The sequence below is a fragment of the Brasilonema octagenarum UFV-OR1 genome (genome assembly GCF_963888615.1).
Classification (GTDB): domain Bacteria; phylum Cyanobacteriota; class Cyanobacteriia; order Cyanobacteriales; family Nostocaceae; genus Brasilonema; species Brasilonema sennae.
Window position 1 is genome coordinate 18,884 of sequence record NZ_CAWPKW010000276.1, and the last position, 23,431, is coordinate 42,314.

At 42.2% G+C, this 23,431-nt stretch carries 11 protein-coding genes, 1 tRNA gene and 3 pseudogenes; 9 read left to right on the plus strand and 6 right to left on the minus strand.

Features of this window, described 5'->3' with window-relative positions; all coding sequences use genetic code 11:
• Window positions 1-25 precede the first annotated feature (25 nt).
• The 4 genes from AC5590_RS23475 to AC5590_RS23490 all read right to left on the minus strand — a co-directional run bounded on the left by AC5590_RS23475 (window position 26) and on the right by AC5590_RS23490 (window position 8,403).
• Window positions 26-4,630, minus strand: a complete 4,605-nt coding sequence (locus tag AC5590_RS23475) for a response regulator (RefSeq protein WP_169265810.1) — start codon at window positions 4,628-4,630, stop codon at window positions 26-28.
• 103 nt (window positions 4,631-4,733) lie between these two features.
• Window positions 4,734-7,205 carry a methyl-accepting chemotaxis protein gene (locus tag AC5590_RS23480; RefSeq protein WP_169265811.1) on the minus strand — a complete coding sequence of 824 codons (2,472 nt, stop codon included), beginning with the start codon at window positions 7,203-7,205 and terminating at the stop codon, window positions 4,734-4,736.
• A 261-nt stretch (window positions 7,206-7,466) separates the two neighbouring features.
• Window positions 7,467-8,024, minus strand: coding sequence for a chemotaxis protein CheW (locus AC5590_RS23485; protein WP_169265812.1), 558 nt, complete (start codon window positions 8,022-8,024; stop codon window positions 7,467-7,469).
• Window positions 8,025-8,037: 13 nt separating this feature from the next.
• Window positions 8,038-8,403 (minus strand): response regulator transcription factor, encoded by a 366-nt coding sequence (locus AC5590_RS23490; RefSeq protein ID WP_169265813.1) that lies wholly within the window; start codon window positions 8,401-8,403, stop codon window positions 8,038-8,040.
• A 590-nt stretch (window positions 8,404-8,993) separates the two neighbouring features.
• Here AC5590_RS23490 and hmpF point away from each other — a divergent pair.
• Window positions 8,994-9,692, plus strand: a pseudogene (gene hmpF / locus AC5590_RS23495) (pilus motility taxis protein HmpF); the annotation flags it as partial.
• Between the two features lie 143 nt (window positions 9,693-9,835).
• On the opposite strand, the gene tilS reads toward hmpF, so the two are convergent.
• On the minus strand, window positions 9,836-10,861 hold the full coding sequence (gene tilS / locus AC5590_RS23500) for a tRNA lysidine(34) synthetase TilS (protein WP_169265814.1): 1,026 nt from the start codon (window positions 10,859-10,861) through the stop codon (window positions 9,836-9,838).
• Between the two features lie 313 nt (window positions 10,862-11,174).
• On the opposite strand from tilS, the gene AC5590_RS23505 reads away from it, so the two are divergent.
• Window positions 11,175-14,021 carry a M16 family metallopeptidase gene (locus AC5590_RS23505; RefSeq protein WP_169265815.1) on the plus strand — a complete coding sequence of 949 codons (2,847 nt, stop codon included), beginning with the start codon at window positions 11,175-11,177 and terminating at the stop codon, window positions 14,019-14,021.
• Window positions 14,022-14,103: 82 nt separating this feature from the next.
• Here the strand turns inward: AC5590_RS23505 and AC5590_RS23510 are convergent.
• A tRNA-Arg gene (locus tag AC5590_RS23510) sits at window positions 14,104-14,176 on the minus strand.
• A gap of 900 nt (window positions 14,177-15,076) precedes the next feature.
• On the opposite strand from AC5590_RS23510, the pseudogene AC5590_RS23515 reads away from it, so the two are divergent.
• The 7 genes and pseudogenes from AC5590_RS23515 to AC5590_RS23545 all read left to right on the plus strand — a co-directional run.
• Window positions 15,077-16,218, plus strand: a pseudogene (locus AC5590_RS23515) (transposase).
• 383 nt (window positions 16,219-16,601) lie between these two features.
• Entirely contained in the window at window positions 16,602-17,069 is a 468-nt protein-coding gene (locus AC5590_RS23520) for a MarR family winged helix-turn-helix transcriptional regulator (protein WP_169265816.1), read from the plus strand.
• 150 nt (window positions 17,070-17,219) lie between these two features.
• Window positions 17,220-18,743 (plus strand): HlyD family secretion protein, encoded by a 1,524-nt coding sequence (locus AC5590_RS23525; RefSeq protein WP_169265817.1) that lies wholly within the window; start codon window positions 17,220-17,222, stop codon window positions 18,741-18,743.
• Between the two features lie 147 nt (window positions 18,744-18,890).
• Window positions 18,891-20,168, plus strand: coding sequence for an MFS transporter (locus tag AC5590_RS23530; RefSeq protein ID WP_169265818.1), 1,278 nt, complete (start codon window positions 18,891-18,893; stop codon window positions 20,166-20,168).
• 12 nt (window positions 20,169-20,180) lie between these two features.
• Window positions 20,181-20,609: an NADPH-dependent FMN reductase gene (locus AC5590_RS23535; RefSeq protein WP_370460802.1), complete on the plus strand. Its 429-nt coding sequence runs from the start codon at window positions 20,181-20,183 to the stop codon at window positions 20,607-20,609.
• A 277-nt stretch (window positions 20,610-20,886) separates the two neighbouring features.
• Entirely contained in the window at window positions 20,887-22,491 is a 1,605-nt protein-coding gene (locus AC5590_RS23540; protein ID WP_246163084.1) for an MDR family MFS transporter, read from the plus strand.
• Window positions 22,492-23,226: 735 nt separating this feature from the next.
• Window positions 23,227-23,431: pseudogene (locus tag AC5590_RS23545) on the plus strand (hypothetical protein); the annotation flags it as partial.

Below are 23,431 nucleotides of genomic sequence, written 5' to 3' on the forward strand. Positions count from 1 at the left end.
AACAAAAATCGCTGTAGAGTTTTCATCAGTCAACAAGTTTTTCGCCTTTGAGCATCCGGGATGCGGCTTCTAGTAAGACTTCTTCAAGATATGGTTTGGTGAAATAACCGCTTGCACCCATTTGAATTGCCATTTGTCTGTGCTTTTGTGCACCCCGTGAGGTAAGCATAGCAATCGGCAAATGCTTGAGGTTAGGGTTTTTCTGGATGCGAGATAGCAACTCTAAGCCGTCGCAGCGAGGCATTTCAATGTCACAAAATACAATATCACAAGGTAGATCACAACGCAGTTTATCCCAGGCTTCTTGACCATCACGCGCCTGTTCTACACGATAACCTGCTTTATTAAATGTCAGTGATAACAATTCCCGTACTGTAATTGAGTCATCCACAATCAGCACTGTGGGGTTCATTTCCACAGCAGCCGTTTCTTGTATAGTAGGAGTCTGCTGCTGTTGGCAAAGACTGGCACTACGCTGTTTGGAGGTTCGTCCTTGGAAGATGTCAATAATTTCCATAACATCCGCAATAGGCATAATACGACCATCACCCAGGATCGTCGCACCAGCAACACCAATAGGTTTGGGCAACGGTCCTTCAAATTGCTTAATCACGATTTCTTGCTCGTTAAGCACTTGATCTACCTGTAGGGCAAGAAGGACATTTGCCGATCGCACGACAACAACACAAATCATATCGTCGTCCCGATGACCACCATAAATACTACCTCGACTCAGTTGACGATGAACAGTTAAAATTTCTTTGAGTTGTTGCAATGGCAGGAGTGTGTTACGCCAAGGAATGTATTTCTGCCCATCAGAATTTTGTTGGATATTTTTTACAGGAACATCTAAGGTATCTTCCACACCATCCATTGGGAAAGCAATGCGCGCTTTATCAGATATACAGCAAAGGGCTTTGCAAATACTCAGAGTCAGGGGTAGACAAATAGTGAAAGTTGTTCCCCCGCCGAGAGTGGAATGAATATTAATTTTCCCTCGCATTTCGCTCATTCTAGCGAGAACAACATCCAAACCGATACCACGACCTGCTAATTCATCTTCTTTTTCTTTGGTACTAAAACCTGGTTGGAACAGTAAATCGTAAACATGATGTCGAGATAAGCTTTTAGCTTGTTCTGGCGTTATTATGCCAATCTTAATGGCTTTTGCCTTCACCGCTTCTATGTCAATACCTGCGCCATCATCACTGATCGAAATGACAGTTTGATTACCTTGATGGAATGCGCGGACAGTTATAACTCCCACAGGTGGCTTACCAATCGCTTGTCGTATGTCTGGTGTTTCGATACCGTGGGCGATCGCATTGTTCAGTAAATGAGTCAGTGGGGTTTTAAGATGTTCCAGAATCACTTTGTCTATCAAGGTTTCTCGACCTTCGATAACGAGTTGCGCTTGTTTACCACACTTGATAGCGCTTTCGCGCACTCCTCGTTCTAAAGGAGTGGTGACTTCCGCAAATGGTTCCATTCGCGATCGCATTATCCCTTCTTGAAGCTGGTTAGTCACCTGTCGGAACTGTCGCGCGACTCCTTCGGTATCTTCTGTTACAAAATCAATATCACTGGCTGCCTCACGTACCCGCACAATCAGTTCAATCATTTCTTGCGACAGGGTATGAAAAGGACTAAACTGATCCATTTCCAATTTAGTCAAACCTCTGTCTATATCTTTATTGTAATCATCGCTGTGATGACTGCGGTTCGGGTTAACAGATGCATCTAATAGCGATCGTTCGTACAATTCCTGCATTCTCGCCCCGACATTACTCAACTGCTGCATTTGAAGCAGCAAGTTATCTAAAAACTGTCGCAGACGTTGTTGGTCTTGTTCCAACGTGTTGCGATTAACGACTAATTCTCCTACTAAATTACTCAGATCATCCAGATGCTTAACTGGAACTTTTATTAGTTGTTCAAATTTTGTCGTGCGATAGACAAAGGGACGAGGAGACAAATCTTTCTTGCCTCTATCTGATGTTACCTGGTTTGCTGCTACACCCAATAATTTTCCTTGAGCGGTTCTTTCTTCTGATCTGAGTTCTGCATTGACCTCTGATACTACTTCCTCGCTTAGTAACTCATCTAACTCAGTCAAGTTGCCATTCAAGAAGATATCAATTTCTTGAGTTAATTCATCTTCTGAATCAACTGCTTCTATTCTGAACAAATTTTCCTTGACATCAAGTGCTGAATCTAGCTGTAAAAAATTATCGCCATCCAAATCTGCTTCTGTGTTTATAATCTCTGGCTGTTGGTGTGAGCACTCAGAGTTCACCCTCAAATTAATATCTTGAAGTTCTTGTGTCAAAAAACCATTGTTAACTAACTCTTGCTTATTTTCAGCTTCTAAAGACAATATCGTAAATTCTGGAGCTAATTCTACAGCTTCTGGTTGTTGGGAAAACAAACTCAAATCTATCTGAGATACTATAGATGTACTTTGGGTACCTATAGTCGTGTCAATAGAAGATGATTCTTTGATATTTAATGTTAACTTTTGAAACCAATCATCGTCGCTTTCTGATAAAAACAACAAATCTAGTTGTTGTTCTTCCATGTTCAAATTAAGTTCCGAATCTTCAAACATCAAACTATCTAAGGTAGAAGTTTTGGACTGATTTACTACATCATAAAAAAAGTCTTCAGCAGCGGTAGCCAACAAAATTTCTTCTAACTCACTTGCTACATGCTGTTGATCGGGAGGAGAAAAATCGTCATTTTTTCCCTTTAATTCCAGTTCCCAAAACTTATTAAAATTTTCTATTTCAATCTGCGAACTCTTGAGTTCATAAGAAGTTGATTTTTCCCCAGGCAAGCCTATTATATTATCTTCTGCTGTCTTAATAAATAGATCTTCTAAAGTTAAGATTTCGTCTTGATCTGATATTGTTTTTACATTAGTGAACAGAGGATAATCTCTTGCCTCTATTAGTTTTGCTTTTATCGATTGTAATGATAAATCATGAGAGCTACTTTCTTGTTTTTTGGAAAGCTCAATATTGGCAATAGTCTCTGTTTGTCTTTGATTAATTTGTCCTGTGTATAATTGTTGATTTTCATCTAGTAAGAGTTCTAAGAGACTAGTCACTTTATCTTGTATTTTTTCCCCAGTACCAACAAACTGTTCTAATGGAGTTTTTACAATTTCTGCTATATCTTGTGGTGCAAGTTTTTTCTCAAAAGTTAACTCTTCAGTTAAGTGACTCGTTGTCTGATGATCGGATTCTAAATTGTCTTCTAATAAATCATCATAAAACAAAAGAGTATCTTCTTCTGTTTCTATTGCTTGCTGCTGAGTACGAATTGTGCTTTTATCAATTAATTTTTCAAGGACGTTATTAGTTTCTTCGGTGTTGCCATTGCTAACATCTCTTTTTAATTTATCCTCAGCGTTAATCTCTAAAATTTCTTCTTTGTCCCACATTTGGTCTTCTAAACTGTCACCTTCAAAAAAATCAGCCAGGAGATTTAAGTTAGATCTTCTGACTTCTTGTTCTTGGTTCTTCGTATCTGTTGTATGAGTTAAAGGAGGGTTATCATTGCTATTGAATTGCTCAGACAGTTCAGATAAACTAGTAATTCTGTCATGTTCAGCAATGTCCAAAAAGCTTGTATAAGTGGCATTACTTGTTGTTTGTGCTATTTCTTTACTATATTCCAAGTATAAAGTGCTAGAAGATATAACTGGTGGTAATTCTAATAGTTCTGTTGGGCTATCTGACTCACCTGCCAAAATCAGGGGTTTTTCTAACAATTCAGTTGTCTGTTCTACCCTGATGAGTGCCTGCAATTGCTGACTAATTGTTATTTCAGTTTCTTTACCTGCAATAACTAATTCTAAAGCTTGTTTAAGATCTGTAATAACGGTTTTAGCGAGAGTGAGATAGGTATTTTGTGGAAATGCGATCGCACTTCCTGCTGTTCGACACAAACTACACCAGTTAGACCAATTGAATTCTTCACCAAGTTCAGCTAACTCGTCACAACACTTATAAAGGCTTTGCCGTGTTTGCGGTGTTGCAGTTTGTTTAAACAGTTGCAACATTTCCCGTAATATCCGGATAACTTGACTTTGCACAGTTTGTAGGTTTTGCAAACTTTCACTTCTTTGTGGTAGAGTCTGTGGCAAAGTTGCAGGAGAAACTTTTGCTAAGATACTTATATTTTCTGTAAGTTTCTTGCGACTTTCTTCTACTAGTAAGTCCAAATGTTCTTGCAGCCATTTGAAGACCGGTTCAGTTTCTGACATTAGGGTCTGTGCCATTTCATCAGTAAGACCAGAAGGTTCGGTGCAACTTTCTAACAGCGCTTTTAAGGTATCAGATACACCAAGAAACAAAGATTCTAATTTTTGGTCAACTTGAATTGGATGCTGTTTGAGAACCTTAAAATAGTCTTCCAAACGGTGAGCCGTGTGTTGAATGCTACTCATACCAAGCATTGCTGCTCCTCCTTTAATGGAGTGAGCCGCCCGAAAAACTTCGTTAATCATTTCCGGGTTATCAAGGGTACTCTGGAGATTCAGCAAGCCCTTTTCTATCGTATCTAGGTGGTCTTTTGCTTCCTCAATGAAGTAACCCAAAATGCGCTGTTGTTGTTCTGGCAGCATAGTTTTTAATCATTAAGTCATTGGTCAACAGTCAAAAATCAATAGTTAATAGTCTATATTCAAAAGTCAAGACTTATACATTGAACTATAGACTATTAACTAGTTATCTTGTATTTTCAGAGATTTCGACTTGGAAACGTTCAACGGAGGTGATCAGCTCACCAGATACACTCACCAAACTATGTAAAGCACCAGATACTCGTTGTGCTTCTCGTGAAGTGTCTTGCGCTGTTAATTCTACAGATTGCATAACTTCAGCCACAGTACTGAAGGTTTCGGTCTGTTCAACAGTGTCCAAGGTAATCCCACGCACTAAAGCATCGATGCACTTGGCGACTTGAATAATTTTTTCTAGCGATCGCTTGGCTTCTTCTGCCAAGTTCGTACCTTTAATGACCTGTTGTATACCTTCCTCCATCGCAATCATCACAGAGCCTGTTTCGCTCTGAATTTGCATGACTATTTGTTCTATTTCTTTCAACGACTTAGCTGATTTATCTGCTAACTGGCGTACTTCATCCGCCACAATTGCAAAACCTCGTCCGGCAGTTCCAGCGCGTGCCGCTTCAATGCTAGCATTGAGTGCTAACAGATTCGTCCGAGAAGCAATTTGCGAAATCAACGCCACAATCTTGGAAATTTCTTGGCAAGACTCTGCCAGTCGCTTCACTTTTCGGGTTGTTTGCGCTACAGTTTCCCGAATTTCTAAAATCCCTGCCAAAGTATTCTCTACTGCTTGTCCACCTTGAAGAGCAATATCGCTAGCATCACGGGTAACAGCTTCTGCTTGCTGTGCTGCTTGTGCGACACGTTGGATTGAGTCAGTCATAACTTGTACAGAATTCAGCGTCACCGCCAATTCTTGCGCTTGTCGTAGGGCATCCCCAGATAAGGCCCTAGCAAAGGTTTCCGAATTGGTTGCCCCTCTGGTAACTTCGTGCGCAGCGACTTTCACCTGTTGTACCAGATCCCGCAGGTTTTGAATTGTGAAGTTAAAAGCATCAGCGATCGCTCCAAGTACGTCGGCAGTTACCTCAGCTTGCACTGTCAAATCTCCTCTGGCAGCTCCTTCTACATCGTCTAACAGGTGAATCACTTGGCGTTGCAGGTTTTCTCTAGCTTCCTCTTGTTCTTGAGCTTTACGTGTAGCTTCATTAGTAGTCGTTAATATAACACGAGTCATTTGGTTAAAGCCAGCTGCCAGTTGCCCAAGTTCGTCTTTTGAATACACGGTGGCTTGGACATTAAAGTTTCCTTGGCGCACAGCATCAAATTGGGCTTGTAGATCTTTAGCTGTGCGGTAAATTTGCCTCTGGGTGAGACTCCCCATAATACCTGCGCTAGCAAACCCAGCAATTCCAGATGCCAAAGTCATTACCCTACCTGTGTTTTGTACCAACTCCCGTTGTTCAACTGGCGACAACTTCGCATAAACAAAGCTGACTCCAGCAACAACCAGGGCAGAAACAACACCCACTGTACCAGCGACAATCCATTGTTTAGTTTGTAGAGGGGCATTTGCTAATGGAGCAAGAAAACCTTGCTTGACAGAGACTTGAGGTTTTCTGTTCCACAGATCAGCTCGGATAATGACTGGGACTTTTCGTTGCGAACCAGTACTCATAAACACCTCAGAATCACGAGCATCTTGGCTACTACGCAAAGCCCAATCGTCCCTTCCGGGCAGGAGAAAAGCTCCATCACCTTTGAGGGTGCTATCCCAAGTCAAATCGTAATTTTGCTGAGTGAGTGTAGTCTCTGCCTGAGTGGGTTGTGAAGTGTTGTTTTCCACAGATGTTGAAGATATCTGTGGTTCCTCAAAGGGAGAATTTTGTCTGAAGTTGAATCCCGGAATATTCCCTGAATCGTCAAATTGATCAAAGTCCTCTAAAGACTCTATTTTGTCAGCCTTAAAAGTATTTGTATTCTCTGCTTTCGCTTCTTGATGATTCACATTAGATAGTTGCCGTGCTTCTTGTTGAATAACATCAGAAAAGCTATCGCTAAAATTTTCTTTTGAATTGAACGTTGTATCAGATACGATACTATCGTCTGTTGATATATCAAATGGACTGCTAATAGGTAGCTCTTCCATGTCGTCTACAGCTTTTTGAAGTTCATTTAAGGAATTTAAATGAAAGCTGCTACTGTTAGTCTTAAAATTTTGATTCTCTGCCGAATTTTCTAATTCTTGTTTCTTCACTGTTTGAGATTGAGAAGAATCAGGAAAATTATTGTCTTTTTTATCGTGTTTCTCAAAATCTTGAGCATCTAGCTTTTGTTGATATTCTTTTATATTGTCAAGACCATTGCGGGCAAGGCGAATAATTTCTTGGTCATCTGTAAACTTTAAAACTTTTTGGTATTCTATTTTTGCCACATCACACTGCTGCAAAACATAGTATATGTGACCCCGCAGCAAAGATATATTAGGGTCATATGGTAAATGTTGCACCAGTTGATCGATCAGAGTGGCTGCTTGTTTGTAGTTTCCTTGCACGTAAGCTTTATAAGCCTGAACATAGGTCTGCTCATACTCTTTTATACTCACTACCCTTTTGTGCCTCCATTTCATTCTGTCGCTTCATTAAACGACTGAAAAATCTGCGGTGCCCCAACTCGCTGCACTTAAATTGAAAATTCACTCAGGCGCTCATTGAAAAAAGATTCTTTATTTTGTAAGCGCACGCACGAATCAGGCATTGCAAGAGCGTGTCCCAAGGGGACTTACACATAGCATTTTCTCTGGGCATACGCGCTCTTCGTGTCTGTCCGCCCAAGCCAAGTGCCGTAGGCATAGGACATAGGACCTAAGCGAGTTGGGCTAACTCATTTTTTACCCAACCCATAGCGCACTTCGTAAAATTGCTTTGTGATCAAGCAGCCGTAAACACTGATTTTTTTTAGCCCCTAATATCCATTCTCCTTGTAAAAACAGAGCCATTGTATCTGGTACACTCCTCATAGATACCCTTAGCTGCTTTTTATCAAGCCAGTCCATACCGCCGATTTCTTCAACCGCTAAACCGACTATTATATCTTGCTGTTCTATAGCAATCACAGGAATCTGAGAACGATTGGTATTTAAGGTGGTTCCTTGTCCTAGAAATTGACCCAAATCAGCCACCCAAATCACTCGACCTCGTAGATTTAGAGCACCCAAAACCAAGGAAGAAGTATTAGGAATTGGGGTAATTCTATCAGGACTTAGTTCAATTACCTCCCGAATATCACTGGCTAGTAGTGCAAACTCCTGACGCAAGGGTTCACCCTGAGCGGAGCCGAAGGGAATATAAAATCTTAGACATAACTCTTTTTCTGGACTTTTTACTTCTAATTCAGAACGGGACTGCTCTTGTCCACTTCCTCCTAAAAAGTCCGCTTGAGTGATCATTTTGTGTTCATCCTTATCCTCGCAACAGCTGTTTGACTGTTCCAACCAACTCAGTTGGTTGGAAGGGTTTAGCTATATAGGCATCGGCTCCCTGTTTGATACCCCAGTAGCGATCAACTTCTTCACCTTTGGAAGAACATATCACTACCGGAAGATTTTGGGTTTTAGGATTAGACTTTAAGCGACGACAAACTTCATACCCATTCATCCGAGGCATGACTATATCCAAAACGACTAAATCGGGACAAGCAGTTTGAATTGCCTCCAATGCTTCTACTCCATCACTCGCATGGGTTACTGTTAAACCACTCGCTTTTAATAGGTCTGTAATCATCTCCCTCTGTGTAACACTGTCTTCCACTATCAGAACTGTACTCATATGACGCCCATATACCTCCTGATGTAGACGTTTCTGCTTAGAACACTTGCTGATTTCCCTAACCGTCTTTACTGTATAAAATAATTCTATCCCAACCTGTCAAGAGTACCCTATCCGAATCAAAATGCTATCTCAGTTATAAAAAAGTTAGCAATTATACGGCTGTAAAACACAAAACATCAGTACACAATAGAAATAGGTGACAAATTATAACAGGTATTTGTTGTGTGTTCATACAGTATAGACGTAACATGACATGTGTGTATGTGATTCAAACGATAATCGCTATCTTGGATACAAGTGATTAATCATACAAAAATGATGGACGATAAAATTGAAATATTTCAGCCGTGGGATAAAAATAAAAAAAATCGCACAGCCTGCCATTTGGCATACAAAGTAGCGTATCCTTCACGCATAGAACATACCCGAAGGGTGAGACAACCTGCTGCACAAACGTAGGTGCAGGTAACTGCCTCTGGTGTTGGGTTTAACTGTTAAGAGTAACTTTTATGATCCTTTTTTACTTATATACGTAGATAATTGTTCACTGATTTTAGGAGTCTTAAGTACACAAAAGGAATAACAGTGTGCTGTATTTAGCAGAAGTACAAAAGCAGAAAGGCGGTTTACTTGGTGGTGGCAAAACTGAACTAAAACTATTGGCTTGTCAACGAACTGACCAAAGTTGGAGTACAGTTTCTGAAGAAGTGGTTCCTGCTGAGGAAGCTAGCAAATTAAGTGATGGAGTCCTCGTATTGGTTGAAATCAATCCCAAGCGTAAAGTACAACGGATTCAAGAGGCGGGACGTCCGATCGTAAATATTTTGCAGAATTTTTCCCGTCAGGTGGAAAAATGTAAGCTTAGAGAAGAAGAAATTAACCAGTGGAAGCAGTCTCTGACGTTTCAAGCCCAAGAGTTAAATCGGCGTGAAATGGATATGGAAGAGCGTTTGGAACAACTGCAACAAATGGAGGATAAATTTCAGCGCTTGGAGGCGCAACAACAACAACTAGAAGCTTCCCGCCAGGAAATTGAAAAGTTGCAAACGGAGATTTCGTGCAACCGTAAAGAACTCGAAGGAGCATGGGAGCACTTGCGGGGTGAGCAACGTCGCTTGGAAGAGTACAAAACACAGTGTTCGTACTCTGCTGTGTTGGATAATCAGCAAAGTCCAGCACTAAACGAGTTACTTGCTCAAGTGTCTACTAGCCTTGCTTTTACACAAACAGTACGCGAATATCTCAATCATGCCCTGAAAGTGCTCGAAAGGCAGCAGGAAGTTTTAACAAAGAACTCAGGAGTCAGTTGTCAGAACTCAGAAATGTTGAAATAAGCACAGAAAAAAATAATCGAGCATTCAGTACGACTGGCTCTTGAGTCGAGGAGTCTGATTCCCCATTCGTCTGAATGCGAGCCAGAAAGTTATATTCATAACTGTTTGAAGTAAATCCACTCACCTTCAACTTGGGCGATCGCACCTCCAGGAAATGGATCAGTCTCCGAACGGTTTGGTGCATTGATTAAAGCAATTAGTTTTTCAATTTGCTCGAAACTAGAAGCACTCTGAATTATTTCTTGTAATACCTGACGCATGACGCGACGCTGTAGCGCCAGTGGCGCTTTCTGTAATACGCCACGGTTCAGCTTTATTGAATATGCCTCATCTGGCGATATCACCATCGCCTCTTGTCGCAACTCTACGGCAGCTTGTTCTAAATATTCTACTTCTGCTTGCAAAATTTCAGCAGTTTGGGCAAGAACTGATTCAACTTTAGGGTTGAAATTTTCTTGCAAATATGGTAATACATTTTGACGGATGCGATTACGGGCAAACTTCAAATCTTGATTTGTTGAATCTTCCCAAAGAGGTAGCTGAAAGTCTTGGCAAAATTGCCCAGTTTGCATACGAGTTATTTCTAACAGTGGGCGTATAAGCACGATGCCATTATCCAGCAGTCGTTGCCATGTTAATGCTTGCAAGCCATCAGCACCTGTACCGCGAATTAAGTTGTAAAGTAGAGTTTCAGCGCGATCGCTAGCTGTGTGACCTGTAACAATGCAATGAAATTGGTTTTCCTGGGCGATCGCACTAAAAACTTGATACCGCCAGTTACGTGCAGCAGCTTCGCTTTTTAAAGGTTCGTCTGCTGTTCGTATATAAAATGAAACACCCCAATTTTTTGCCAAGTTTTCTACATGCTTAGCATTTGCTTGGGAGTCGGAACGCCAGCAATGGTCGCAGTGGACAATACTTAGATACCATCCCCATTTTTTTTGTAAATCTAACAGTATTTTGATCAGACACAGGGAATCTTGTCCACCTGAAACTGCAACTAATAGTCGTTGGTTGCGCTCAAAGAGGTGACGAGAGCGGATCGTGCGGTGTAATTTTGCATGGACAGGAGTCCAAGGAGTGCGATCTGCCAATGGATGCAAGCTTCGCTTATCGCTCATTCAGCAATTTAAAGTTCAAAGGAGTAAGGGAAAGGGAAAATGATAACTGCTCACTGTTAACCCTTCGGGTTCGCAGTCGCCTACGGAGGGAAACCCTCCTGCAGCGCTGGCTCACTGCTCACTGATTCAGTCATGGGAGTGACAAACAACTGTCATTGATCCGTCATATTAGCTTGTTAGAGTTATCTCAAGGAAAAATTAAGTTTGCTCCTATCACCACAATTTGTGCTCTCTTGTATGGTAGATAGCAAAGGAGCATTTTTATAGCATATATTTATTCACACCACGCCGTTTATTTTTTGTGTGACCTATCATGCCTTTTTTCCCCAAACTGCGTCCATTCATTTTGATAGTCTTTTTTATAAGCTTCCTCTTAAGTGGAGTGCTCTCAGGAGGCTATTTTAGCAATGCTGCAACACCAAGTGCAGTAACACCTGTGTCTAATGTTGCCCTCACTCAGGGGGTACGTAAAACGGTATTGAAAAATGGTTTAACAGTCTTAACTAAGGAAGTCCACACCGCACCTGTGGTGAGTGTGCAGGTTTGGTATCGAGTTGGTTCGCGCAACGAGAAAGCAGGAGAGAGTGGCATATCTCACCAGCTAGAGCATTTGATGTTCAAAGGAACCACAGATCGTCCAGTACAATTTGGTCGGCTGTTTAGTGCTTTGGGAAGTCAGTCCAATGCTTTTACGAGTTATGACGAGACAGCTTATTTTGGCACAGTGCAACGCGACAAATTAGAAGCCCTAGTCACCTTAGAAGCTGATCGCATGGAAAGCGCTTTAATTGGGGCTGAACAACTGACAAGTGAAAAGCGCGTCGTCATCTCGGAATTACAAGGATACGAAAATTCTCCAAGCTATCGCCTTAATCGGGCTGTGATGCGAGCAGCTTTCCCGAAACGGGCTTATGGTTTACCCGTAGGAGGTACAAAAGCCGATGTACAGCAATTCACAGTGGAGCAGGTACGGAACTACTACAAAACCTACTACAGCCCTGACAATGCCACTCTAGTTATTACGGGAGATTTTGCCACAGAACCTGTGCTGAAAACTGTCCAAAAAACTTTTGGGAAGTTACCAAATCGGGGGAAACAAGACAGCCAAACTAAGGAAAATTCTTCAAAAACACCTTCTTCTACCTCTACTCCTAAAAAATCACCTTCTTCTACCTCTACTCCTAAAAAAACACCCCCTCCCTCCTCTTCTTCTAGCTCTACTTCTAAAAAATCACCTATCGTCTTAAAAGAACCAGGAAGCGCTGCATTATTGCAAGTCGTTTATCCTCTACCAAATGTTAATCATCCAGACGTACCAGCAATTGATCTGATGGATGTGATTCTCACGGGCGGACGTAGCTCACAGCTTTACCAAACCTTGGTAGAATCAGGCTTGGCAAGCTCGGTGGGTGCAAGTCCTTCAGAACTCATCGAACCAGGTTGGTACGAAATTAATGTCACAGCTGCTGCAGGTCAACCCCCATCAAAAATTGCTCAGGTGTTGCAACAGTCCTTGGCTCAACTGCAACAAAAACAAGTTACCACAGAAGAATTGAACCGAGCAAAGACGCAACTCCAAGCTTCCTTTGTACTTAGTAACCAAGATATCACCTCTCAGGCGACACAGCTAGGATATAACCAAACTGTCGCTGGGGATTATCGTTATGTTGAGGGATATCTTAAAGCAATTGCCAAACTCACAGCAGCAGATATACAGCGAGTAGCGAAAACTTACCTCAATCCTGCTAAACAAACTATCGGCTTCTTTGAACCCACTCTACCAGGTGGTAAGCCAGGGAGTTCCAGTGGTGCTTCTAGTCGCACTGTAGAAAACTTCAGCCCTGGTAAGCCAGTTGATCCAGCAGAACTTGCTAAATACCTCCCTCCTGCAACATCAGCCACTGCTTCGACTCAACAACCGTTACCACAGCAATTCACACTCAAAAATGGCTTGCGCGTTTTGCTGCTACCTGATCACAGTGTCCCCACTGTAAATCTCAGTGGACAAATTGATGCTGGTGCTGAATTTGATACTAATCAGAAAGCAGGTTTAGCAAGTTTGGTTGCAACCAATTTAATGAATGGAACTCAAACCAAAAATGCTCTAACTCTAGCAAAAACCCTGGAAGATAAGGGAGTCAGCTTGGGATTCGCTGCTAGTCGTGAAGGAGTTGGTATTGGTGGAAATGGGTTGTCTGCTAATATGCCGATATTAATTCAAACTCTGGCAGATGTAGTACAAAATGCTACCTTCCCAGATAAGCAACTAGAACTTACTCGTCAGCGGGCTTTGATAAGTCTGAAAGTACAACTCGATGATCCTCGCGGATTGGGACGACGGGTATTCCAACAAGCAATTTACCCTGAAAATCATCCCTTTCATAGCTTTCCTACAGAAGAAAGCTTAAAGAGCGTAACTCGTGCTGATGTGCTTCGCTTTTACCAGGAACACTATCGCCCAGATACGACAACGATCGCCCTTGTTGGTGACTTTGACCCTAACCAAGTGAAAGCACAATTCAATAAAGCTTTCGATAAATGGCAAGTTCAGAGTAAGCCACCGACTCTTAATTTACCTGCGGTGTCCTTACCGCAAACAATGAAACAGTTGAGTTCAGTGATTCCCGGTAAGACGGAAGCTGTTACCTACATAGGTTACAATGGTATCGCACGCAAAGATTCTCGTTACTATTCTGCTTTGGTACTCAATCAAATTTTGGGCGGCGATACCTTATCTAGTCGCTTGGGTACAGAGGTGCGCGATCGCCAAGGTTTAACCTACGGTATCTACAGTGGCTTTTCTACAGGTATCAATCCTGGTCCATTCTTAATTCAGATGCAGACCGCTCCAGGAGATGCTCAGAAGGCTATTACCAGCACTCTGGCTTTACTTAAGCAGTTGCGAGACCAAGGAATCACCCAAGCTGAATTGAATACAGCCAAACGCTCAATCACCAATAGCTACCCTGTAGAATTAGCTAATCCTAGTAGCGTAGCGAGCATGATTTTAGATAATGCCGTTTATGGTCTTTCTCAAACAGAAATCCGAGAATTTCCTAAACGAATTCAAGCAGTGACTCCGGTTCAGGTGCAACAGACAATACAAGAACTTATTCATCCAGATAAGCTGGTGATTGTCACGGCTGGACCTGGAGCTTAGGTCAAGTATGTAAGGATAAATATTCAGCAACCCAGTGTCTGAAGACACTGGGTTGCTGATTAACGACTGGTCAAATTTAAAACGAGCGCGGCAGGGTTCGAACCTGCGACCAACGGATTAGAAATCCGTGGCTCTATCCACTGAGCTACGCGCCCAATCCAAATAACTGCCTCGTTGGACAGTCACTTTATACATTATATCTATAAACCTAAGCAAAAGGCAATCTAAAATTATTGCAGATTTCACCTCGGCGAAGCTAAGATCCAAGTCGTCGCAAAAGTGAGTCAATGAACAAACACTAGAAACAAAGCAAATGGCATATTGGTTAGTCATAGGCGTGATCGCAGTACCAGTTTTAGGTTGAAACTGACTGGTTCAGTTTTATCAAATCTGTCTTTTGAAGTATTATTCAGCCAAAAAGCTGCTAAAAAAGTGCATTTCTACAGTAAAGTTCTATGAGTAGCGCTAACACCGAGTTACACCATCTCAAAACTATGTTCTCCACTCAAGGCATTGTCTGGGCTATCCTAAGTTAGAGTCTGCTAGCACTTCTACAATTTATGGTGTTTAGTAGTATAATGTCATATTCACTCTTGCTCCGAAAGCCTGCTGAGTGCAATGTTATTGGAACATATATTTTTGAAGCAATAGCTGATCTGGCTGCTGGTGTCTTATGCTTAAGAAATTGGCGCAGTCCACAAATACAAGAGTGGTGATAGTGTTTAGTTAGTCATCAGTATCGTTATGTTTTTATATTTCCTTGGAAAGATATTTGTCAGTTGTACAGAAATAGTCTTGCAAGAAAAACTTATCGTTTCCCTTGCGGTTCTGTTTTTTGTGAGCACTGATTTTTTCCTGGGGTTGGGCATGATGCGCTTTAAATGGGCCACAAGTTGGGTTCGTAACTATCAAAATAGAGAGATATTTAGAGGTATTTTGGGCGTGAAGTGGAGTTTTATTTGGCATGGGCGCTGTTGGAGGAATACGACGCATAATTTATCCGTTCGCGACGTGTCAGTGGAAGAAAAACAGTTTAGAAATTTGTGGTGTCTACCGTGAGAAAACTAACAGAACCAGATAAACACGAAATTCTCAAATTATACCGCGAAACTGCCGAAACAACCTCAACTTTGGCAGAACGCTATGACGTGAGTAACTCGACAATTAGCCGCTTACTCAAAAGTACTCTGCCAGAAGATGAGTATGAATACCTTGTGTCTTTAAAGCGTGCTGCAAGAACCCCTGAAGGAAGGGCACAAGTTAGCTACGACAATCTGCCGGCTTTTAGCAACCAGTCACAGGAAGACGAGAAACAAGAGCAAAAAGCTTTAGAGCCTGAAGTTTCGCAAACTGTCGTTGAGATTGCGCCCCTGCAAGTTCCCCAGACGCCTAAGTCGTCAGAGTCTCCTGCAGCAGCAGTTGTCTTACCGCAAGAAGAACCTGTCGTTGCACAAAACTTGCAGCTTGTGGAAGTTGATGAGCCAACTCATGCTAGCAGACGAGTGAAGCGGCGCTCCTCAGCCGAGACAAAACCAATTTTACCAGTCCGAGCTAAGCAATATGAGCAACCATATGAGCAACCAGTTGCCGAGCAATTGGAACTTCTAGAACAAAACCCCGAGAAATAAAACCTCCAGAAATAAAACCTCCAGAAATAAAACCTCTAGAAATAAAACCTCTAGAAATCACCACCATTCCTAGTCCGCTTTTGGAAGATACACGTCCAGAGGCGAATGTGATAGCGGAAATGTTTGGCGAAGATTTGCTAGACGAGTCAGATGATTTGGAGGATTTGGATGATGATGATGATGAGGAATATGACGACGAAGACTTTGAACCAGCTCAACCTTTAGTCACAAGACCAAGATCGGGTGAAGCCTTAGTAAGAGTCTTACCATTGTCATCAGCGGCTTTGCCCAAAACTTGCTATTTAGTTATAGATCGTTCCTCAGAATTAATCACTCGTCCACTGCGGGAATTTGGCGACTTGGGACAAATTCCTAGCCTGGAAACTCAACAAAGAACGCTACCAGTATTCGATAACCATCGAGTCGCAAAGCGCTTCTCAACCAAGCGCGATCGCGTGATTAAAATTCCTGATACTAAAATGCTGCACAAGGCTCGTTATCATCTAGAAGCAAAAGGAATCACTCGACTGTTAATAGATGGTCAAGTCTACTCCTTGTCTAATGTTTAATCATTAGCTTGATTTCAAAACAAGCCTCCCACTTTATTCAAAAGTGTTGTACAGCACAGTAGAGACAGATACACACACAATAAGTAATTTCTCTGTTGTTTGTTCGCACGGTTTGGTTCCAGATTCAGGGGAACCCAACGCCAGTCGCTATCCTACAACAAACCTTCTGGTGGGCGTCTAAGCCTGTGAAACTCTCCCGACGACGGCGCTGGTTCCCCAAAACACTCACTGCCTTGTGCATCTGCGGTTTTAAGTAGCCCCAAATCTAATGTGCCAGTTTTCTAAAAGAGAGGTTACTAAACTCATCAAATAATGGCTATAATTCATTGCTATATAATTGAATAATGCTATCTTAATATTACGCACACTAAGTTTTATGAAAAATGGTCTATAAACCCAACAAGTCTCAAGATTTGGAGTCATGGCAGCAAGTCCGTGCACCATACGGTTTAGGTTACCGGATTAAAATTCTCTCACAACTGTTAAGTCGGAAGTTGACTGAGCGGTTGGAGCCGTTTGGACTAACTCCCTTCCACTGGGTAGTGCTTTGCTGTTTATGGGAGGAAGACGGTTTACCAACTTCTAGTATTGGAGACAAACTGCAACAGGTGGGAGGTACGTTAACTGGCGTATTGGACAGAATGGAAGAAAGAGGTTTGATTCGCCGAGAACGTGACTGTCGCGATCGCCGAATCTGGCGTATTTGGCTAACAGATGCAGGCAGAGAACTCGAAACAGTCTTACCAGCTATTGCGGTAGAAATTCGCGAGCAAGCTATGCACGGTATTTCTTACGCTGAACGAGAACAGTTTTCCCAACTTATGAATCAGGCAATCGAGAATTTATCCTAGAATCAATCATCCATTTGGGTGAGGTGCTTTCTTGGTTGTTTTCTCTATAATATTACGTATTCTAAATAAACATCTATTAAATAAATCTGCCTAAATATTTAGTGCTCTAAATATTACACTGGGTAAAAACGATACTGGAGCTTAACTATCATGGAACGCACAAACAACATCAACTCCAACGGACGTAACAAACACAAAACTGCAGTTCTGGAGAAAGAACTCGTTAAAGACACAGAAACTTTGGAAGCTTTAACATCAGAAAATTTTACAAATAAAACTTTACCAGCACAAACAACTCCAGAAGCTGATGTGCATACTCAGGCTGAGACTGAGAACAAGCAAGTCAAACCCCAACCGCCGGAAACACCAAAGAAGAAAAAACCGATAGGTTTGATTTTGACAGCATTGGGTGTGGGTGCTGTAGTTGGTGGAGGTTTTGGTTATCACTGGTGGCAGTATGCTTCCACTCACCAAGAGACAGACAACGCTCAAGTTGCCGGACACTTACACCAAGTCAGTACTCGCATTCCCGGAACCATAAGTCAAGTCTTGGTGAATGATAACCAGGAGGTACAACCAGGACAATTGCTGGTAAAACTTGATCCACGGGATTATCAAAGCAAAGTGCAACAAGCTGATGCGGCGCTACAAAATGCTCGTCGTCAGGCGCAAGCAGCACAAGCAAATATTAACTTAGCCTCAAAAACAACGAATGCAAAGACAGTTCAAGCACAGGGAGATGTTAGCGGTGCTGTTGCAGCGATTTCCACAGCGCAAGCCGCCGTACAGGAAGCACAAGCTTGGATTCCCGCAGCACAAGCTGAGGTAAAACAGGCAGAAGCAGGAATTCCCGCAGCACAAGCCGAAGTTGCCCAAGCAAACGCCAATTTGCAAAAAGCGCAAGCTGATTACAACCGTTACAACACCTTGTCTCAACAAGGAGCAATTCCCCGTCAGCAATTAGATACTGCTAAGTCAGCGTATGATGTGGCTGTTGCCCAAAAGGATGCTGCGATTCAAGGAGTTAACCAAGCGCAAGCACGATTAGCCTCCGCCAGAGTTGGCGTCGCAAAAGCACAATCGCAACTAGCGCAAGCACAAGAAGGAGTAGTGAGTGCTCAAGCAAAACTAGCAGCATCCAAAGGTGGACTGCAACAAGCGACTGCAGGTGGAGAACAAACAACAGTCAACCGCAACCAGTATGAAGCAGCCAAAGCAGCCATAGCTCAAGCAGACGCATCCTTGAAAGACGCCCAGTTGCAGTTATCCTACACCAACATTACTGCTCCTGCAGCCGGACGGGTAGGGCGCAAAACGGTGGAAGTTGGCAACCGGGTACAAGCAGGAACACCTTTAATGGCGATCGTCAATGACGAATCTTGGATTGTTGCCAACTTTAAAGAAACTCAGTTGGAAAACATGAAGCCAGGAGAGGAAGTGGAGATTAAAGTTGATGCTTTACCCCATCATCCCTTTAAGGGTCGCGTTGATAGTATTTCGCCAGCTTCCGGCGCACAGTTTGCCCTCTTACCACCAGATAACGCCACAGGAAACTTTACGAAAATTGTGCAACGTGTTCCTGTCAAAATTGTTTTCGATAAACAAAGCATCAAAGGTTATGAATCACGGGTTACACCGGGAATGTCAGCAGAAATCAGTGTAAAAGTCAAGTAGGACGAGAGGATAGGGTACAAGGAAAAATTTGTTCCTAAAACCTCTTCCAAAAGCAATGGTATTCTTTTCCACCTGTAGAGAGGGGTTAGGTATAGTGTCAAATGATATCTATGAAAGGATATTTAATTTGTATAAAGTAACCCTTGAATGAACGCACAAACAACTAGAAAAAGTCCACTGTTACCAGCATTCAGGTCAAGAAACTACCGTTTGTTTTTTGCTGGACAAGGCATTTCCCTTATTGGCTCGTGGATGACGCAACTTGCCACGATTTGGTTAGTTTATCACCTAACCAACAACCCATTTATGTTGGGGGTTGTTGGATTTACCAGTCAAATTCCCAACTTTTTTTTGACTCCCTTAGGTGGGGTATTTGTGGATCGTTTTTCCCGTCATCGTATTCTTATTGGCACGCAAATAATAGCGATGATTCAGTCGTTGGCGCTAGCAGTACTGACTTTTACAGGCATGATTGATATTTGGCACATTATCGCCTTAAGTTTACTGCAAGGATTTAATAATGCCTTTGATGGACCAGCAAGACAAGCATTTGTAATAGAGTTAGTGGAACGCAGAGACGATGTAGCAAATGTCATAGCTATCAACTCAACAATGTTTAATGGTGCGCGCTTGATTGGACCTGCAATTGGTGGTTTACTTATTGCCAGAGTCGGCGCAGGTTACTGTTTTTTAATTGATGGTTTAAGCTACATTGCTGTGATTATCGCTTTGTTAGCGATGAAAATTAAGCCTTGGGAAACTACAGTTACTAATGGCAATCCTTTGCAAAATTTGAAAGAAGGGTTTGTGTATGCCTTTAGTTTTCCACCAATTCGAGCAATATTATTATTAATAGCTTTTTTCAGCTTTTTCGGAATGCAATACACCGTTATTGCTCCGATTTTTGCAGAAGAAATCCTCAAAGGGAGTGCAGAAACTTTAGGATTTTTGATGGCTGCGTCGGGAGTCGGAGCATTAGCAAGTGGTATTCATTTAGCGACGCGACAAACAGTTATGGGACTTGGTAAAGTGATTGTTTTGGGTCTAGCAATTGCAGGAATTGCTTTGATTGCCTTTTCCTTGTCGCGCTTGCTTCCACTTTCTTTACTGGCAATGTTGTTTGTTGGTTTAGGAGTAATTCTCGTAATTGCCGGTAGTAACACAGTTTTACAAACCATTCTTGAAGAGGAAAAGCGTGGACGGGTTCTGAGCTTATACACAATGTCATTTTTAGGAATAATACCCTTTGGGAATTTAGTGGCAGGTGCATTAGCGCGTCAAATCGGCGCTCCTTACACTTTAATAATTGATGGTATTGCTTGTATTTTCGCGTCTATCTATTTTGCCAAACAGTTGCCTGAGTTAAGAAAAATGGTACTCGCAATTTATGAGCGAAAGGGTATATTAGCAACTGCGAAACGTTAAAAAATGAAAGGCATGATAAAAGAATTTAGAGTAATACGAATTCTTGGTATCTCAGGTAGCCTTCGGACTGCCTCATCAAACACAGTTCTGCTTCGCGCTGCGACTAGCTTCGCACCAGAGGGGGTTGATATTAACGTGTATGGGGATCTCGGCGATCTGCCGCACTTCAATCCTGATCTTGAGGGTTCTGAACCGCCTTCAGTGATTGACTTTCGTGCCCGACTACATATGTCTGACGGCATATTGATCTCGAGTCCAGAGTACGCTCATGGTGTGCCGGGCGTGTTGAAGAATGCACTCGACTGGGTAGTCGGCAGCGGAGAACTAGTGGGCAAGCCCGTCGCACTGCTCAATGCGTCACCACGAGCGACACATGCACAGGCTTCTCTAAGGGAAACGCTCACGACAATGGATGCGCGCATTGTACCGAAGCGTCACTGACTGTTCCACTCCCTACTAATAAGATCGATGAGATTGGCATCGTTTCGCATTCGGAAATATCGAGCGTGCTGCACGCAGCCATCGTGGCGTTCGCATACGCGATCAAGGCATTCCAAGCCGAAGACAGAGACTAAATACCACAAGACTTTGTACCTAAACTTGTAGCACAAAGATGTCTAAAGATTATGCAGGCGATCGCCTGCCAATCATACCTCACTCTAAATCTGCTAAAGTGATTCCTAATTCCGTTATCTAATTTAATACTTGGAGTACTGCTGTGGCTGAAACAAATGCAGTTGATAACCAAGGGAATCAAGGTTCTACACAATCTTCCTCGAATCAACCGATACCGTTGAGAACCTGGATTGGTGTTACGGCGAGTATGCTAGGCGCATTTATGGCGGTGCTGGATATTCAGATAACCAATTCTTCACTACAAGATATTCAGGCGAGTTTGGCGGCGACTTTAGAAGAAGGTTCTTGGATTTCTACTGCTTATCTTGTGGCGGAAATTGTAGTCATTCCTTTAACCGGATGGTTGTCGCGCGTGTTTTCCCTAAAACGGTATTTGTTAGTTAACACCGCCTTATTTATCTTTTTTTCTGTATGCTGTGCTTGGTCATGGGATCTCAATTCCATGATTGTCTTCCGCGCCTTACAAGGCTTCACCGGAGGGGTTTTAATCCCCACCGCGATGACTGTTGTACTAACAACTTTACCTCCATCCAAGCAAGCAATTGGATTAGCTGCGTTTGCGATTACAGCAGTTTTTGCACCATCAATTGGTCCAACATTAGGAGGTTGGTTAACAGAAAACTTTAGTTGGCACTACAGCTTTTACATAAATGTAGTTCCAGGGTTGTTGATGCTTGCTGGAGTTTGGTATGGAATTAAGCAAGAAAGACCCCAATTGCAATTGCTAAAACAAGGGGACTGGTGGGGAATTATTTCAATGGCAATTGGGTTGGCTTCTTTACAAGTTGTTTTAGAAGAAGGTAGCCGCAAAGATTGGTTTGGTTCAGCGTTAATTGTGCGCTTGAGTATCTTAGCGGTTATTTTCCTAACAATCTTTTTCTGGATTGAATTAACTCGCAAGCAGCCATTTATTAATTTACGACTTGTGCGATCTCGTAACTTTGGTTTAGCAAGTATTGTTAATGTTTCCTTGGGAGTGGGATTGTATGGTTCTATCTATATTTTGCCGCTGTATCTCGCTCAAATTCAAGGATACAATGCCCTGCAAATTGGTCAAGTGCTGATTTGGGCGGGAATTCCCCAATTGTTTATTATTCCCTTTCTTCCAAAAGTGATGCAACGCATTGATGTGCGGTTAATGGTTGCCGTGGGTGTAACTTTGTTTTCTGTAAGTGCATTCATGAATTCCAAGATGACTTATCAAACGGGATATGACCAATTAATTTGGTCGCAACTTGTTCGCGCAATGGGACAACCACTTATCATGGTACCACTGACATCTATTGCAACTGCTGGTTTGAGTCCGAAAGACGCAGGTTCAGCAAGCGGTTTATTTAATATGATGCGTAATCTGGGTGGTTCTCTAGGAATTGCAGCATTAGCGACTCTATTAACAAACAGAGAACAATTTCACTCCAATCGATTAGGTGAATCAGTATCTTTATATAATCCAGCAACTCAAGAGAGAATCAATCAAATGACTCAATATTTTGTCAGTCGTGGTTCTGATTTGAGTACAGCACAGAACCAAGCCATAAAAGCTATTGATAATGTTGTGCGTCGTGAAGCTTTTGTTAACGCTTTTAATGATTGTTTCTATTTTATTGCAATTGCTTTGTTACTGAGTGGTATTGCTATTTTATTCCTAAAAAAAGTCAAGGTTACGGGTGGTGCAGTAGCTCATTAAACCTGACACACAAAAAAGCTTATCTGTCAACTTGATTAAACTTGTTTGTTGAAAATACACCAAGGAATACTTTTTTTTATAAGCGAAGACAGTTCCGCGCACAGGTGGATTTCCGGAATTTGTTTAACGTGGATTACTTTGAGACGGCTATAAGCCCACTGCGGGTTTATCCAGGTGAGTCGTTCACGGTACAGGGAAGAGTTTCATGGGAGTTTTAGCCATGCATAGCAAAGTTAATCCTGCAGGTACTGACACTTAAGCTATATTAGAACGACTGTATCCTCAATGGCTCAAGCTTAATCCTGACTGGGCGATCGCCTGAAGATAACGTACACTCAGAGGATCGCCCATTGAAAAATGTCTTTTGTATCACTCTAACTTGAGAAAAGTTTCTCTTAAATTTTAAATATAATTACGGTTCTTATTTGTTATCTACTTACCTTCGTACTTCTTGAGGATGAATGCAACTTCTCTCAAAGGCAAGATGGATAACCTGAAAAATTGCATGATAATTTTGAGTTAAGGATTTACTTGTGTTCCTGTGCTGTTGTTATCAATAGTATCGGGATTTCCAAGCCTAGAATGGGCGTACGACAGGTCGCGATTTAACTGAATATTATTCCATAGGAAGCGCCCACATATTAAATAAGAATCACATAAAGTCTTGCACTCAAGACCAAAAAAGGATAGAAAAAGACCACAACATAAAGCAAGGAAATAAAAAGGAGACAAGTCATGGTAGACGACTTTTTGCGCAAGGCAACGGATTTTTTGGGTGGTCGCTCAAACGAAGATGATCGCGACGTTCGCCCAGCAAGTGAAGATCCCTACGGCGACCCTGCTGACCAGAATTACTACGGTAACGCCATTCCAGCTAGCCAAGACCCCTACGGCGACCCTGCTGACCAGAATTACTACGGTAACGCCATTCCAGCTAGCC

Coding starts and splice junctions, on each gene's coding strand:
- AC5590_RS23535 (WP_370460802.1), top strand. CDS start 20,181: ATGATAAAAGAATTTAGAGTAATACGAATTCTTGGTATCTCAGGTAGC.
- AC5590_RS23530 (WP_169265818.1), top strand. CDS start 18,891: ATGAACGCACAAACAACTAGAAAAAGTCCACTGTTACCAGCATTCAGG.
- AC5590_RS23525 (WP_169265817.1), top strand. CDS start 17,220: ATGGAACGCACAAACAACATCAACTCCAACGGACGTAACAAACACAAA.
- AC5590_RS23490 (WP_169265813.1), bottom strand. CDS start 8,403: ATGAGTACAGTTCTGATAGTGGAAGACAGTGTTACACAGAGGGAGATG.
- AC5590_RS23480 (WP_169265811.1), bottom strand. CDS start 7,205: ATGAAATGGAGGCACAAAAGGGTAGTGAGTATAAAAGAGTATGAGCAG.
- AC5590_RS23485 (WP_169265812.1), bottom strand. CDS start 8,024: ATGATCACTCAAGCGGACTTTTTAGGAGGAAGTGGACAAGAGCAGTCC.
- AC5590_RS23505 (WP_169265815.1), top strand. CDS start 11,175: ATGCCTTTTTTCCCCAAACTGCGTCCATTCATTTTGATAGTCTTTTTT.
- tilS (WP_169265814.1), bottom strand. CDS start 10,861: ATGAGCGATAAGCGAAGCTTGCATCCATTGGCAGATCGCACTCCTTGG.
- AC5590_RS23475 (WP_169265810.1), bottom strand. CDS start 4,630: ATGCTGCCAGAACAACAACAGCGCATTTTGGGTTACTTCATTGAGGAA.
- AC5590_RS23520 (WP_169265816.1), top strand. CDS start 16,602: ATGGTCTATAAACCCAACAAGTCTCAAGATTTGGAGTCATGGCAGCAA.